Genomic DNA, 15,299 nt, shown 5'->3' on the forward strand with positions numbered 1-15,299 from the left:
GGTAAAGTAAGCGGATTTTATTTTCCGCCCCCAGCTTGCAGGATTATCCCTTAGTATGTTTAAAAAATTTCGCGGCATGTTTTCCAATGACTTGTCCATTGACCTGGGTACTGCGAATACCCTGATTTATGTAAAAGGACAGGGCATCGTGCTGAACGAGCCTTCAGTGGTTGCTATCCGTCAGGACCGCGCCGGCTCCCCAAAGAGCGTAGCGGCTGTTGGTCATGACGCAAAGCAGATGCTTGGCCGTACGCCGGGCAACATTGCCGCTATTCGTCCGATGAAAGATGGCGTGATTGCCGACTTCTTCGTGACTGAAAAAATGCTCCAGCACTTTATTAAGCAGGTACACAGCAACAGCTTTATGCGCCCGAGTCCGCGCGTACTGGTGTGTGTACCGGTCGGCGCGACCCAGGTTGAGCGTCGCGCTATCCGTGAATCTGCGCAGGGCGCAGGGGCACGCGAAGTATTCCTGATTGAAGAGCCGATGGCTGCGGCTATCGGTGCCGGCCTGCCGGTCTCTGAAGCAACCGGTTCTATGGTCGTGGATATCGGTGGCGGTACGACTGAAGTCGCCGTGATCTCCCTGAACGGCGTGGTCTACTCCTCTTCTGTACGTATCGGTGGCGATCGCTTTGATGAAGCTATCATCAATTACGTGCGCCGCAATTACGGTTCATTGATTGGTGAAGCCACCGCAGAACGTATCAAGCATGAAATCGGTTCAGCCTATCCGGGCGACGAAGTGCGCGAAATCGAAGTGCGCGGCCGTAACCTTGCAGAAGGCGTGCCGCGTGGCTTTACGCTGAACTCAAATGAAATTCTTGAAGCGCTGCAGGAGCCGCTGACCGGCATCGTCAGCGCGGTTATGGTTGCGCTGGAGCAGTGTCCGCCAGAGCTCGCTTCTGATATTTCAGAGCGTGGCATGGTGCTGACCGGCGGTGGCGCACTGCTGCGTAATCTGGATCGCCTGCTGATGGAAGAGACAGGTATTCCGGTCGTGGTAGCGGAAGATCCGCTGACCTGCGTAGCGCGTGGCGGCGGTAAAGCGCTGGAGATGATCGACATGCATGGTGGCGATCTGTTCAGCGAGGAGTAATTCCTCACTGGCTGCGACCATGGTCATATTGCGCAGGGAATCGCGACAATACTCATCATAAACTGAACCGCACGCAGCGTTGTATTATGCAGCGGCGGTTCAGGCATGGGTAAATGACGCGGCTGCGTATGACGGCATAGTGCGTCCAGCCCTGGAGGCGCGGGTCTGCGGACTGGTGCTTCTTCCCTGATGTCGAGGAATTCGCAGAATTTATGAAGCCGATTTTTAGCAGGGGGCCTTCCCTGCAGTTGCGTCTCTTTCTGGCCGTTATCGTGGCAATTGCGATTATCATCGCCGACAGCCGCGTAAGTACTTTCTCCCGGATCCGCAACTATCTGGACACGTCAGTCAGCCCATTTTATTTTCTGGCCAACGGCCCGCGACAGCTGCTTGACGGCGTGTCGGATACGCTGGCATCCCGTCAGCAGCTGGAGCTGGAGAACAAAGCGCTGCGCCGCGAGCTTTTCCTGAAAAACAGCGATCTGCTGATGCTGGGGCAATATAAGCAGGAAAATGCCCGCCTGCGCGAGCTGCTTGGATCGCCGCTGCGTCAGGATGAGCACAAAATGGTGACGCAGGTGATCTCAACCGGCACCGATCCTTATACCGATCAGGTGGTGATCGATAAGGGCAGCGTAAACGGCGTTTACGAAGGTCAGCCGGTGATCAGCGATAAAGGCGTTGTCGGGCAGGTGGTGGCCGTTGGCCAGCTGACCAGCCGCGTGCTGCTGATCTGCGACGCCTCTCACGCGCTGCCGATTCAGGTGCTGCGTAACGATATTCGCGTTATTGCTGCCGGTAACGGCTGCAGCGAAGATCTGCAGCTGGAGCATCTGCCAGGCAATACTGATATTCGCGTCGGCGACGTGCTGGTGACATCCGGCCTCGGCGGCCGGTTCCCGGAAGGTTATCCGGTCGGCGTCGTGTCGTCAGTCAAAGTTGATACCCAGCGCGCCTATACGGTCATTCAGGCGCGTCCGACTGCCGGGCTGCAGCGTCTGCGCTACCTGCTGCTGCTGTGGGGAGCAGATAAAAATGGCGATATGCCGATGGCACCGGATGAGGTACATCGCGTAGCGAACGAGCGTCTGATGCAGATGATGCCTCAGGTGCTGCCACCGGCGGGTGAAATGGGGCCGCCGGCGCCCGCGGGGATGCAGCAGAGTCAGCAGATGGGACCGCCATCCTCTGCGGCCAGCGGGAGTGCGCAGAGCACGCCGGCGAACACGCGTGGGGGCCAGCCTTGAGCCGATATCGCAGTCAGGGACGGTGGGTAATCTGGCTCTCTTTTCTGCTGGCATTAATTCTGCAAATCATGCCGTGGCCGGAGCAGTTCTATATGTTCCGGCCGTCGTGGCTGCTGCTTATTCTGATCTACTGGGTGCTGGCGCTGCCGCATCGGGTCAACGTCGGCACCGGGTTCTTTCTCGGTGCCGTTATGGATCTGATTGCCGGCTCCACGCTGGGCGTACGCGCGCTGGCCTTCAGTATCATCGCCTACCTGGTCGCCTTTAAATTCCAGCTGTTCCGCAACCTCGCATTGTGGCAGCAGGCGTTAATGGTTATGGTTCTTTCACTGGCAGTAGATGTCATTGTTTTTTGGGCTGAATTCCTGGTCATAGACGTCTCATTCCGGCCAGAAATTTTCTGGAGTAGCGTGGTCGACGGCATCCTCTGGCCCTGGCTATTCTTATTGATGAGAAAGATCCGCCGGCAGTTTGCCGTTCAGTAAGGAACACAATGATTACCCTGTATCTGGCTTCCGGCTCGCCCCGCCGGCGCGAGCTGCTTACGCAGCTTGGGCTGCAGTTTGAGCGTCTGTTAACCCATACCGAAGAGCAGCGTCAGCCCGACGAAGCGGCTGAACATTACGTTCGCCGACTGGCGGCGGACAAAGCCCGCGCCGGTGTCGCTATGGCGCCCCGGGATCTGCCGGTACTGGGCGCGGACACGATTGTGGTGCTGAATGGTGACGTACTGGAAAAACCGCGTGATGCAGAACACGCCGCAGAGATGCTGGCAAGGCTCTCCGGACAGACGCATCAGGTGATGACCGCGATAGCGCTGGCTGACAGCGAGACGCTGCTGGATTGCCTGGTGCTTACCGATGTGACCTTCCGCAACGTGACCGCTGATGAAATCGCGCACTATATAACCAGCGGCGAACCGATGGATAAGGCGGGCGCCTATGGCATTCAGGGCCTGGGCGGCAATTTCGTGCGCACGATTAATGGCAGCTACTACGCCGTAGTGGGACTACCGCTGGTGGAAACCACAGAGCTGCTGAGCCATTTTCAGTCGCTGCGTGCATTAAGGGGACAGAATGACGGCTGAACTGCTGGTAAATGTGACACCTTCGGAAACGCGCGTTGCCTATATTGATGGCGGCATTTTGCAGGAAATTCATATTGAGCGCGAAGCGCGACGCGGCATTGTTGGCAACATCTACAAAGGCCGGGTCAGCCGCGTGCTGCCGGGTATGCAGGCCGCCTTTGTCGATATTGGCATGGATAAAGCCGCCTTTCTGCACGCCTCCGACATCATGCCGCACACCGAGTGTGTTGCCGGCGATGAAAAGAAAAATTTTGTTGTACGCGACATCGCCGAGCTGGTACGCCAGGGGCAGGATCTGATGGTGCAGGTAGTGAAAGATCCGCTCGGCACCAAGGGCGCACGCCTGACCACCGATATCACGCTGCCGTCCCGCTATCTGGTTTTTATGCCCGGCGCATCACACGTGGGTGTTTCACAGCGTATTGAAAGTGAGGCGGAGCGCGAACGGCTGAAAGCGGTGGTGGCTGCCTACTGTGACGATCTGGGCGGTTTTATTATTCGTACCGCTGCGGAAGGCATCGGCGCAGAAGAGCTGGCGCAGGATGCGGCGTTTCTCAAACGCCTGTGGACCAAAGTCAGCGAGCGCAAAAAGCGTAACCAGACGCGCTGCCTGCTCTATGGCGAACTGGCGCTGGCGCAGCGTGTGCTGCGCGATTTTGCCGGCGCCGCGCTGGATCGCATTCGCGTCGATTCGCGTCTGACCTGCGATCTGCTGGTGGAATTTACCAGCGAATATATTCCTGAAATGGCGGGCAAAATAGAGCATTACAGCGGCAAGCAGCCTATTTTCGATCTCTATGATGTAGAAAATGAGATTCAGCGTTCGCTGGAGCGCAAGGTCGAGCTTAAATCGGGTGGCTACCTGATTATCGATCAGACGGAGGCGATGACCACGGTAGATATCAACACCGGAGCGTTTGTTGGCCACCGTAACCTGGATGAAACCATATTTAATACGAATATCGAAGCGACGCAGGCTATTGCCCGTCAGCTGCGGTTACGTAACCTCGGCGGTATTATCATTATCGACTTTATCGACATGAGTAATGACGATCACCGCCGTCGCGTGCTGCATTCGCTGGAGAGTGCGCTGAGTAAAGATCGGGTCAAAACCGGGATCCATGGCTTTTCAGCGCTGGGTCTGGTGGAGATGACCCGTAAAAGAACGCGTGAAAGCATTGAGCATGTGCTCTGTGCCGACTGCCCGGTGTGTAAAGGACGCGGCTCGCTGAAAACCGTAGAGACCGTCTGCTATGAAATCATGCGTGAAATTGTACGCGTGCATCACGCCTATGACTCCGACCGCTTTCTGGTTTACGTCTCGCCGGCGGTAGGCGAGGCGCTGAAAACAGATGAGTCGCATGCGCTGGCCGAAGTCGAAATCTTTGTCGGCAAACAGGTCAAAGTTCAGGTTGAACCGCTCTATACTCAGGAGCAGTTTGACGTCGTCATGATGTAAGGCCTGCGGCCAGACGTTATTATCCAGTGACCAGCAAGGAGAGATGTGTGAGGCGGTTGCCAGGGATTTTGTTACTGCTGATCGCCACAGTGATTGTCATTGTGGCGCTGCTGGTGAGCGGGCTGCGTCTGGTGATGCCGCATCTCAACAGCTATCGCAGCGACATTCTGCAGACGATTTCACGCATCAGCGGCGTCAACGCAGACGCCAGCGAACTGCAGGGAACGTGGCAGAATTTTGGCCCGACGCTGCAGGTACGCGATCTGCGCATTGATATGAAGCAGGATGGCGAACTGCACATTGGCCGCGTCACTCTTGCGCTGGATGTCTGGCAGTCGCTGCTGCACTGGCGCTGGCAGTTCCGCGATCTCACCTTCTGGCAGCTGCGTCTGGCGACGGAGCGGCCGCTGTTTACCCGCGACAGCGATACCACCAGCATCAAGCCTGCTCAGATTAACGACCTCTTCCTGCGCCAGTTCGATCACTTCGATTTGCGCGACAGCACTATCCGCTTTCTGACGCCTTCAGGCCAGCATGCCGAGCTGGCGATACCGCGCCTTACCTGGCTGAATGAAGCCAGCCGGCATCGCGCTGAAGGCGAGGTCAGCCTCAGCAGCTTTACCGGCCAGCATGGCGTGGTGCAGGTCAGGCTGGATTTAAAGGATACCCGTGGCCTGCTGAACGACGGTCGCATCTGGATGCAGGCAGACGATGTGGATGTGCGTCCCTGGATTGGCCGCTGGCTGCGTGATAACACCAGTCTGGAGAGCGCGCGTATCAGCCTGGCGGCGTGGGCCAGCCTGCGCGATGGCGAACTCTATGCGGGCGATGTGCTGATCAAACAGGGTGGGGCGCGCTGGCGCGGCGAGCAGCGCGACCATCAGCTGCAGATTGACGGACTGACCGCACACCTGGCGCGCTTCCGCGACGGCTGGAGCCTGAATATACCGCAGACCCGGCTCAGCACCGATGGCGTGGCCTGGGCGCCCGGCCGGATTGCGCTGCTGTGGCAGCCTGAAGATAAAGCGGCAGCGGAGATCCGCGTGCGCGCTACCCGGCTGGACCTGCAGCGGTTTGCGCCGCTGGTGCCGCTGATTGGCCCGCTCTCGCCGACGCTGCTGGATACCTGGCGTGCGCTGCAGCCGCGCGGTTATATCGATACGCTGGCACTGGATATTCCACTGGCGCAGCCGGAACAGACGCGACTGCAGGCGACGTGGCGCGATCTGGCATGGCATAACTGGAAGCTGCTGCCGGGCATCAGCAATCTCAGCGGGCGCGCCAGCGGCAGCGTCAGCAATGGTCAGGTTTATCTCAGCATGGGGCAGGCTGAAGTGCCCTATGGTGATATGTTCCAGGCGCCGCTGGATATTCATCAGCTGAGTGGCCAGCTGAGCTGGCTGCGCGACCGTCACGGCCTGACGCTGGCCGGACATCAGCTGGATGTGCAGGCGCGGTCGCTCTGGGCGCGCGGAGATTTCCGCTATCAGCAAAACAGTGACGCTGCACCACGGCTCGATATTCTGGCCGGCATCCGCGTAACCGACGCGGGTGATGCCTGGCGCTATCTGCCGGAACCGCTGATGGGGCATAACCTGACGCACTACCTGAGCGAAGCGATAAAAGGCGGGGAGACCGATAACGCCACGCTGCTGTTCGCCGGCGATCCGCGCCTGTTCCCGTTTAAGCATAACGACGGCATGTTTGAAGTTAAAGTGCCGCTGCGCAATGCCGCGTTTCGCTTTCAGCCGGGCTGGCCGGCCCTGCAGGATCTGGATATCGATCTCGATTTTGTGAATGACGGCCTGTGGATGCGCGCCGATAACGCGCGCCTGGGCAAGGTCGAAGCGCGTAACGTCACGGCCGTTATTCCGGATTATCTTAAAGAGAAACTGCTGATCGCCGGCGATCTGAGCGGGCAGGGGGCGGATATCGGCGCCTACTTTAATGAGACGCCGCTGAAATCGTCGCTCGGCGCGGCGCTGCAGCAGCTGCAGGTTGGGGGCAACGTCAAAAGCACGCTCAACCTGGAGATCCCGCTGGATGGCGAACAGGTACACGCCAGCGGCAACGTGGTGATGAATAACAACACGCTGCATATTAAACCGCTGAAGAGCACGCTGACGCAGCTGACAGGGCGTTTCCGCTATAACAACGGCAACCTTGAAAGCGAAGAGATGCAGGCAAACTGGTTTGGTCAGCCGCTGGGCGTGACCTTCAGCACGCAGGAGAATCCGCAGGATTTTGGCGTTAACGTCCACCTGCTGGGCGACTGGCAGCCCGCGCGTCTCAGCGTGATGCCAGCGGCGGTAGCGCGTCAGCTCAGCGGTTCACTCGCCTGGCAGGGCGATGTGGCTATTACGCTGCCGCATAGCGGAGGTGCGAACTACAGCGTCGATCTCAGAGGCGATGGCAAAGCAGTAAGCAGTCACTTACCTGCGCCGCTGACCAAATCTGCCGGTGAGGCGCTGCCGGTGACGGTTAAGGCTAAAGGCGATCTGAACGGCTTTATGCTCAGCGGCAGCGTGGGCGAGATGCACCGCTTTAACAGCCGCTGGCTGCTGGAGCCGCAGCTGCGCGTCGAACGCGGCATCTGGCAGAACCAGACCACGGCAACGCCTGCGCTCCCGGCGCAGCGCGGTATGGTATTAAACCTGCCGCCGCTGGATGGAGAAGCCTGGCTCGGTGTTCTGGCCGGAGCGGGCGGCAGCGGAGAGGGCGCCACGCAGGTGGGCGGGGTCGGCTTACCTGGCGATGTCACGTTGCATACGCCAGCCCTGACGCTGGGCGGGCAGCAGTGGCACGATGTCAGCGCCACTCTGCTGCAGGGCGCGGGCGGTGATGCGCAGCTGAAGCTGGAGAGTCGTGAAGCGCGCGGCACGCTGACAACAGCGCAGCGTGCACCGTGGCGCATCAATCTGAACTACCTTTATTACAATCCGCAATGGAAAGAGACCGGCAGCAAACAGGCGTCATCACCGTTCAGCGGCGACAGCGGGATCGATTTCAGCCAGTGGCCTGCGCTGCAGCTTAACTGCGATGAGTGCTGGCTGCGCGGACAGAAGTTCGGACAGATGGCTGCGACGCTGACGCCGCGCGGAGAGACGTTAGCACTCACTAACGGAATTGTGGACAGCGGCAGCGCCCGGCTCAGCATCAGTGGCGAATGGGTTAACTCGCCGGGCAATCCGCGCACCTCGCTGAAGGGACGCCTGAGCGGCAGCAATATCAATGACGCCACTAACTGGTTCGGTATGAACACGCCGCTGCGCGACGCGCCGTTTAACGTGGATTATGACCTGCACTGGCGCGCCGCGCCCTGGCAGCCTGCTGAGGCGTCGCTGAGCGGCACGCTGAAAACGCACTTTGGCAAAGGAGAGATTGCCGACGTTAATACCGGACGGGCAGGACAGCTGCTGCGTCTGGTAAGTTTTGATGCGCTGCTGCGCAAGCTGCGTCTGGATTTCAGCGACACCTTCAGCGATGGCTTCTATTTTGATTCAATCAACGGCACCGCCTGGATCGAAAACGGCGTCATGCGCACTGATAACCTGCTGGTAGATGGGCTGGAGGCGGATATCGCGATGCAGGGCCGGATCGATCTGGTACAGCGAAAAATTGATATGGAAGCGGTTGTGGCGCCGGAGATCTCCGCGTCGGTCGGTGTGGCAACGGCGTTTGCAATCAATCCGGTGGTTGGGGCCGCCGTTTTTGCCGCCAGCAAGGTACTGGGACCGCTCTGGAACAAGATTTCCCTGCTGCGCTATCACATCAGTGGCCCGCTGGATAAACCGGAAATCAGTGAAGTGCTGCGCAAAGCGCGCGACGCCGGCAGCAAGTGAATTTGACGCCGTCGGGGAATTGCCGCAGGCTATGACTATCTGAGCACATAATGAGTGAGAAACGATGACTCTGAATCTGGTAAGTGAGCAGTTACTAGCTGCGAACAGCATTAATCAGCAGGACCTCCATTCCCTGTTAGGGCAGCTTTCAGAACGTCGTCTGGATTATGCCGATCTCTATTTTCAGTCCAGCTTCCATGAATCCTGGGTGCTGGAAGATAAAATTATTAAAGATGGCTCCTACCATATCGATCAGGGCGTTGGCGTACGTGCCGTAAGCGGTGAAAAAACCGGCTTCGCTTATGCAGACCAGATCACCCTGAATGCGCTACGGCAGTCTTCGGAAGCCGCGCGCAGTATCGTACGCGAGCAGGGCAATGGCACCGCACATACGCTGCAGGCAGTAATGCAACGTTCGCTCTATGCGCCGGTTAACCCGCTCGACAGCCTGACGCGCGAAGATAAAATCGCCCTGCTGCATCGCGTAGACCGCGTGGCGCGCGCGGCCGATCCGCGCGTACAGGAGGTCAATGCCAGCCTGAGCGGCGTTTATGAACAGGTGCTGGTTGCGGCAACCGATGGGACGCTGGCAGCCGATATTCGTCCGCTGGTGCGTCTGTCAATCAGCGTGCAGGTGGAAGATCAGGGCAAGCGCGAGCGCGGCTCAAGCGGCGGCGGCGCGCGTACCGGCTATGAATTTTTCCTCGCCGATGAGAGCGGTGACGTCCGGGCTGACGCCTGGGCGCGCGAAGCGGTGCGTATGGCGCTGGTTAACCTCTCTGCAGTTGCAGCCCCAGCTGGCGCGCTGCCGGTCGTGCTGGGCGCTGGCTGGCCGGGTGTGCTGCTGCACGAAGCGGTAGGACATGGCCTTGAGGGCGACTTTAACCGTCGTGAAACGTCGGTATTCAGCGGCAAGATGGGGCAGCTGGTTGCTTCGGAACTCTGCACCGTGGTGGATGATGGCACGCTGGAGGGGCTGCGTGGCTCGCTGGCGGTGGATGATGAGGGCGTTCCGGGTCAGTACAACATGCTGATCGAAAATGGCGTCCTGAAGGGCTATATCCAGGATAAGCTTAACGCCCGCCTGATGGGTGTGCCGCCAACCGGTAACGGCCGGCGCGAATCGTATGCGCATCTGCCGATGCCGCGCATGACTAATACCTACATGCTGGCGGGCAAGTCCACGCCGCAGGAGATCATCGAAAGCGTGGAATATGGCCTCTATGCGCCTAACTTTGGCGGTGGTCAGGTCGATATCACCTCGGGCAAATTTGTCTTCTCTACCTCAGAGGCGTATCTGATTGAGAAGGGTAAAGTTACCCGGCCGGTCAAAGGCGCTACGCTGATTGGTTCCGGCATTGAAGCGATGCAGCAAATCTCAATGGTCGGTAACGATCTGGCGCTGGATAAAGGCGTCGGCGTATGCGGTAAAGAGGGACAGAGCGTCCCGGTTGGCGTGGGCCAGCCGACGCTGAAGCTGGACAAAATCACCGTAGGCGGCACCGCCTGAGGTGCTGAACCTCTGTCACTATAAGGGCTGCCTGCGGGCAGCCTTTTTTGTGGCTGCGTCAGCTATAAATGCCTCCGATTCAGCCACTTTGGCAAAAACAGACATCGCGCTAAGTCGTGCGATTATTTATTCGGATTAAAAAGTGATTTATGTCACGATTTGTAGAAAACATATAGTCAGGCACGTTATTATACGCGCGCTGGGTTTATGCACTGCATTCCGTTACGGACCAGACAGGCTGATGATACGCTATGATTAGCGCAGGGCGGCCTGAAGGTTACTGCCATTTTTCTGCTGCCTGCTTAACCATTCCCGGTGCGGCACAGCGTGGGGGTAAAAGCGGTGCGATCCCGGCAAGGTCGAACTAAGGAACCGAAATGAGTGTGCTTCCGGTATTTGTCGTATTCGGGCTATCTTTCCCGCCCATCTTCATTGAACTACTGGTTTCGCTGGCGCTGTTCTGGCTGGTGAAACGTGTGCTGACGCCAAGCGGGATCTACGATCTGGTCTGGCATCCGGCCCTGTTTAACACGGCCCTGTATTGCTGTGTGTTTTATCTTGTATCCCGTCTATTCATCTGAGGTTTTAAGTGAAAGCGCTCATAAGAAAAATCGCGCGTTACGCGATTACGCTCCTGCTGGTTATCATCGCCGTCGTGATTGTCTTCCGCGCCTGGGTGTTCTACACCGAATCCCCGTGGACACGCGATGCTAAATTCTCTGCGGATGTGGTGGCTATCGCACCTGATGTCACCGGTCTGATCACCGACGTGCCGGTACATGATAACCAGCTGGTGAAAAAGGGCGATACGCTGTTTATCGTCGACCGGCCGCGCTATCAGAAAGCGCTGGCGCAGGCGCAGGCAGACGTGGACTACTATCAGGCGCTGGTGAGTGAAAAACGCCGCGAGGCGGGACGCCGTAATCAGCTCGGTACCAGCGCGATGTCGCGTGAGGCGATTGAACAGGCTAACAGCGATCTGCAGACCAGTGAACATCAGCTGGCGAAATCGATCGCTACCCGCGATCTGGCGGTTATCGATCTCGACCGTACCACGATCAAAGCCCCCTCTGATGGCTGGGTGACCAACCTCAATGTCTATGAGGGTGAGTTCATTACGCGCGGCTCCGTGGCGGTCGCGCTGGTACAGCAGCACTCTTTCTACGTGCTGGCTTATATGGAAGAGACCAAACTCAGCGGCGTGCGTCCGGGCTTTCGCGCTGAAGTCACGCCGCTGGGCAGCAATACCGTGTTACGCGGCACGGTGGACAGCGTGGCTGCCGGGGTGACCAACAGCAGCAGCAGCATTGATAATAAAGGTATGGCAACGGTGGACTCTAATCTGGAGTGGGTGCGCCTGGCGCAGCGCGTGCCGGTGCGTATCCGTCTTGATGCCCAGCCTGGCAACCGCTTCCCGGCAGGCACAACCGCGACCGTGGTGATCACCGGTGAGCAGGATCGGCAGACCAACGCCTCGCCGCTGGCACAATTCTTCAATCGCCTGCGTGAGTTTGGTTAAGCGGGGGCGTGATGATTGAGTTTTTGCGTTTCCCGATCAAGCTGACGTTTGCGCTGGTGGCCGCGCTGATGATTGGCTTTCACTTTCATCTGGAAACGCCGCGCTGGGCGGTGATGACGGCCGGTATTGTCGCTGGCGGTACCGCCTTTGCTGCCGGCGGCGATCCCTACTCCGGCGCGCTGCGCTATCGCGGCGTGTTGCGCATCATCGGCACCTTTATCGGCTGTATCGCTGCGCTGACTATCATGATCACCACCGTGCGTGCGCCGGTCGTGATGTTGCTGCTGTGCTGCATGTGGGCCGGTTTCTGCGTCTGGCTCTCTTCGCTGATCAAAGTCGAAAACTCCTATGCGCTTGGGCTGGCAGGCTACACGGCACTGATTATCGTCGTAACCGCTGACGCAACCGGCGGGCTGACGCTCGCCCCCCAGTTTGCCGTTGAGCGCTGCAGCGAAATTGTGCTCGGGATCCTCTGTGCGATTCTGGCAGATATGCTGTTTTCACCGCGTTCCATTAAAAAAGTCATCGATGCCGAAGTGGATGCGCTGCTGGTGGCGCATTATAAACTGCTGCAGCTCTGCGTTGCGCATGAAGATAAAGATGAGGTGGACAAAGCCTGGAGCGCGCTGGTACGCCGCACCACTGCCCTGAACGGCATGCGCAGCCAGCTGATGATGGAGTCGTCTCGCTGGCAGAACAGCAGTCGCCGGCTAAAGATGCTTAATACGCTGTCGCTGACGCTGATTACGCAGGCCGCTGAGACGTTTCTTATCCAGAACTCCCGGCCCGACTATATTCCGCCGCAGTTCCGGCTGCTGCTGGAAAAAGAGGCAAACAGCGCCGGTGAGGTGCATAAGCGCATGAAAGTGCTGCGTCGCGTTATCAGCGACAGCAGCAAAACGGTTCCGGTCACGCTGGCGAGCTGGACCGGAGCAGCGACTGAATATCTGCTGCTGATCAAAGGGATTAAATGCAACAGCCGTATCAGCGCCCTTGAAGAGAACATCCTGCAGCGGGAGATTATCGTTCAGGCCCGTTCGGCTGAAACTCACCATGCGATGATCAACGGTATTCGCACCTTTGTCGCCACCGCGCTGGGGGCCCTGTTCTGGCTCTATACCGGCTGGACCTCCGGCAGCGGCTGCATGGTCATGCTGGGGGTGATCACCGCACTGGCGATGCGCATGCCCAATCCGCTGATGATGGCCAAAGATTTCTTTTACGGTATGGCGGTCGCCGTGCCGCTCGGGTTGTTCTACTTCACCTGGGTTCTGCCTGCCACGCAGCAGAGTGCGCTGCTGCTTTGCATCGCCATCGGCCTGCTCGGCTTTGTCGGCGGTATCTTTGTGCAGCGGCGGCAGATTGGCACGCTGGGCGCGCTGATCGGCACAATCAATGTGCTGGTGCTGGATAACCCGATGAAGTTTGAATTCAACGTGTTTCTGGATAACGCGCTGGGGCAGTGGATCGGCAGCTTTGTCGCCATGATGGTGATTTTGCTGATTCGCGATAAATCCAAAGCGCGTACCGGCCGCAAACTGCTGAATCGCCTGATGTATGCTGCTGTTGCAGCGCTGACGACGAATCAGGCCCGGCGCCGGGAAAACCATCTGCCGGCGCTTTATCAGCAGCTTTTTCTGCTGCTCAATCTGTTTCCGGGCGATATCGATAAATACCGTATCGCCCTGACGCTGATTATTGGTCATCAGCGGCTGCGTAATGCAGAAGTGCCGGTCAATGCGGAGCTCTCCGCTTATCACCGGCAGCTGCGACACACCGCGGACCGGGTTATCTCAGCCAGCAGCGATGATAAGCGACGCGACGCGTTCAAAACGCTGTTGCAGGAGCTGGCTGGCTATCAGGAGAAGCTGGCGCATTATAGTGCCCCTGCCAGCGTCACGGAGCCGGTCGCCCGCCTGACGCAGATGCTGGACAAATATCAGAACACCCTCATCCAGATTTAAGCCTGCCGCCCCGGGCGGCGGCGGGTTTATGCCACGCTGACACAAATCGGCTGCGCGTTGCCATCTATACTTTCCTGACGGATGCATACTGACAGGAGAATATCGATGTCCGCTTCTTTGCAGCAACATGAACTCTTCAAAACCGGCTTCTTCGCTGCGGGTCAATGGCATGCCGCCTCCGCGACGTTTGACGTAACCAATCCGGCGACCGGCGAGGTGATTGCCCGCGTCGCCAAAGCGGGTAAAGCGGAAACCGAACAGGCGATCGCTGCCGCGCAGCGCGCTTTCCCCGGCTGGCGGGATAAAACGGCCAAAGAGCGATCCGGGATCCTGATGCGCTGGTATCAGCTGATCGTGGAAAACAAACGCTGGCTTGCAGAGCTGATGACCGCCGAGCAGGGTAAGCCGGTCAAAGAGGCGGAAGGCGAAGTAGAGTATGCCGCGAGCTTTATTCAGTGGTTTGCAGAAGAGGCAAAGCGCGCTAACGGCGAGATTATTCCGCCCGCTAAACCCGGCTCGCGTATTCTGGCCACGCGTGAACCGGTTGGCGTGGTCGCGGCGATTACCCCCTGGAATTTCCCGATGGCGATGCTGACCCGTAAGCTTGGGCCGGCGCTGGCCGCAGGCTGCACCGGGATTATTAAACCGGCGAACAATACACCGCTCAGCGCCTTTGCCCTGATAGCCCTGGCGCAGCAGGCTGGCGTGCCGGACGGCGTGCTCAATGCCGTCGCGGGCGATACCCAGGCGATCAGCGACGCTATCATGGCCTCACGCGCGGTGCGCAAAATCTCGTTTACCGGTTCCACTGCCGTGGGCAAAACGCTGATGCGCAATGCGGCTGAGACGATGAAAAAGGTCTCCATGGAGCTGGGCGGCAACGCGCCATATATCGTCTTTGAAGATGCGGATATTGACGCTGCGGTACAGGGTGCGATTGCCAATAAATTCCGCAATGCCGGTCAGGTCTGCGTGAGCGTGAATCGTTTTTATATCCATGAGCAGATTTACGATCGCTTTGTTACGCAGCTGGCAGAAGCGGTTAAGCAGCTCAAAGTCGGGAACGGTATGGATGAAGGCGTAATCGTCGGGCCGCTGATCGCTGCCTCCGCGCTGGAAAAAGTTGAAGAGCATGTGCAGGATGCGGTGCGTAAAGGTGGCCGAATTGTCACCGGTGGCGAACGGCATGCGCTGGGCGGCAATTTCTGGCAGCCCACGGTTATTGCCGGGGCGCAGGAGAGCATGATGCTGGCGCAGGAGGAGACATTTGGTCCGGTTGCGGCCTGCTTCCGCTTCAGCAGTGAAGAGGAGGTAATCGGGCGGGCGAATGATACCGAATATGGTCTGGCTGCCTACTTCTATACGCAGAATCTGCAGCGGGTGTTCCGCGTCGCTGCCGCGCTGGAAGCGGGGATGATCGGTATTAATGAGTGCGCGGTCTCTACTGAGGTGGCGCCGTTTGGCGGGATTAAAGAATCAGGTCTGGGACGCGAAGGCTCAGTGCTGGGTATTGAAGAGTACCTGGAAGTCAAAGCGCTGCATCTGGGCGGTCTCTCTTAGCAGGAGGATACA

General features: G+C 58.4%; 11 protein-coding genes. All 11 read left to right on the forward strand.

Going from position 1 to position 15,299, the window contains the following annotated elements; all coding sequences use genetic code 11:
- Positions 1-55 precede the first annotated feature (55 nt).
- The 11 genes from mreB to C1Y41_RS09795 all read left to right on the forward strand — a co-directional run bounded on the left by mreB (position 56) and on the right by C1Y41_RS09795 (position 15,287).
- Positions 56-1,099 carry a rod shape-determining protein MreB gene (mreB, locus tag C1Y41_RS09745; RefSeq protein ID WP_003855260.1) on the forward strand — a complete coding sequence of 348 codons (1,044 nt, stop codon included), beginning with the start codon at positions 56-58 and terminating at the stop codon, positions 1,097-1,099.
- 212 nt (positions 1,100-1,311) lie between these two features.
- Complete coding sequence (gene mreC, locus C1Y41_RS09750) at positions 1,312-2,346, forward strand: rod shape-determining protein MreC (protein ID WP_039380699.1); 1,035 nt, start codon at positions 1,312-1,314, stop codon at positions 2,344-2,346.
- Positions 2,343-2,831, forward strand: coding sequence for a rod shape-determining protein MreD (mreD, locus tag C1Y41_RS09755; protein ID WP_039380697.1), 489 nt, complete (start codon positions 2,343-2,345; stop codon positions 2,829-2,831). The genes mreC and mreD overlap by 4 nt, the downstream gene beginning before the upstream one ends.
- Before the next feature lie 8 nt (positions 2,832-2,839).
- Entirely contained in the window at positions 2,840-3,433 is a 594-nt protein-coding gene (locus tag C1Y41_RS09760) for a nucleoside triphosphate pyrophosphatase (protein WP_104085373.1), read from the forward strand.
- Positions 3,423-4,892 (forward strand): ribonuclease G, encoded by a 1,470-nt coding sequence (gene rng, locus C1Y41_RS09765; protein ID WP_071669165.1) that lies wholly within the window; start codon positions 3,423-3,425, stop codon positions 4,890-4,892. The genes C1Y41_RS09760 and rng overlap by 11 nt, the downstream gene beginning before the upstream one ends.
- Positions 4,893-4,939: 47 nt before the next feature.
- Positions 4,940-8,734, forward strand: a complete 3,795-nt coding sequence (yhdP, locus tag C1Y41_RS09770) for an AsmA2 domain-containing protein YhdP (RefSeq protein WP_104085374.1) — start codon at positions 4,940-4,942, stop codon at positions 8,732-8,734.
- 64 nt (positions 8,735-8,798) lie between these two features.
- Entirely contained in the window at positions 8,799-10,244 is a 1,446-nt protein-coding gene (gene tldD / locus C1Y41_RS09775; protein WP_039380688.1) for a metalloprotease TldD, read from the forward strand.
- A 377-nt stretch (positions 10,245-10,621) separates the two neighbouring features.
- A complete protein-coding gene (gene aaeX / locus C1Y41_RS09780; RefSeq protein WP_065648072.1) occupies positions 10,622-10,825 on the forward strand; it encodes a p-hydroxybenzoic acid efflux pump operon protein AaeX in 204 nt (67 codons plus the stop codon).
- Between the two features lie 8 nt (positions 10,826-10,833).
- A complete protein-coding gene (gene aaeA, locus C1Y41_RS09785; RefSeq protein ID WP_039380683.1) occupies positions 10,834-11,763 on the forward strand; it encodes a p-hydroxybenzoic acid efflux pump subunit AaeA in 930 nt (309 codons plus the stop codon).
- A gap of 11 nt (positions 11,764-11,774) precedes the next feature.
- Positions 11,775-13,727 carry a p-hydroxybenzoic acid efflux pump subunit AaeB gene (gene aaeB, locus C1Y41_RS09790; RefSeq protein WP_094111847.1) on the forward strand — a complete coding sequence of 651 codons (1,953 nt, stop codon included), beginning with the start codon at positions 11,775-11,777 and terminating at the stop codon, positions 13,725-13,727.
- Between the two features lie 105 nt (positions 13,728-13,832).
- A complete protein-coding gene (locus C1Y41_RS09795; RefSeq protein ID WP_104085375.1) occupies positions 13,833-15,287 on the forward strand; it encodes an NAD-dependent succinate-semialdehyde dehydrogenase in 1,455 nt (484 codons plus the stop codon).
- Positions 15,288-15,299: the final 12 nt, after the last annotated feature.

It is taken from the genome of Pantoea sp. ICBG 1758 (assembly GCF_002928325.1).
Taxonomy (GTDB): Bacteria; Pseudomonadota; Gammaproteobacteria; order Enterobacterales; family Enterobacteriaceae; genus Pantoea; species Pantoea eucrina.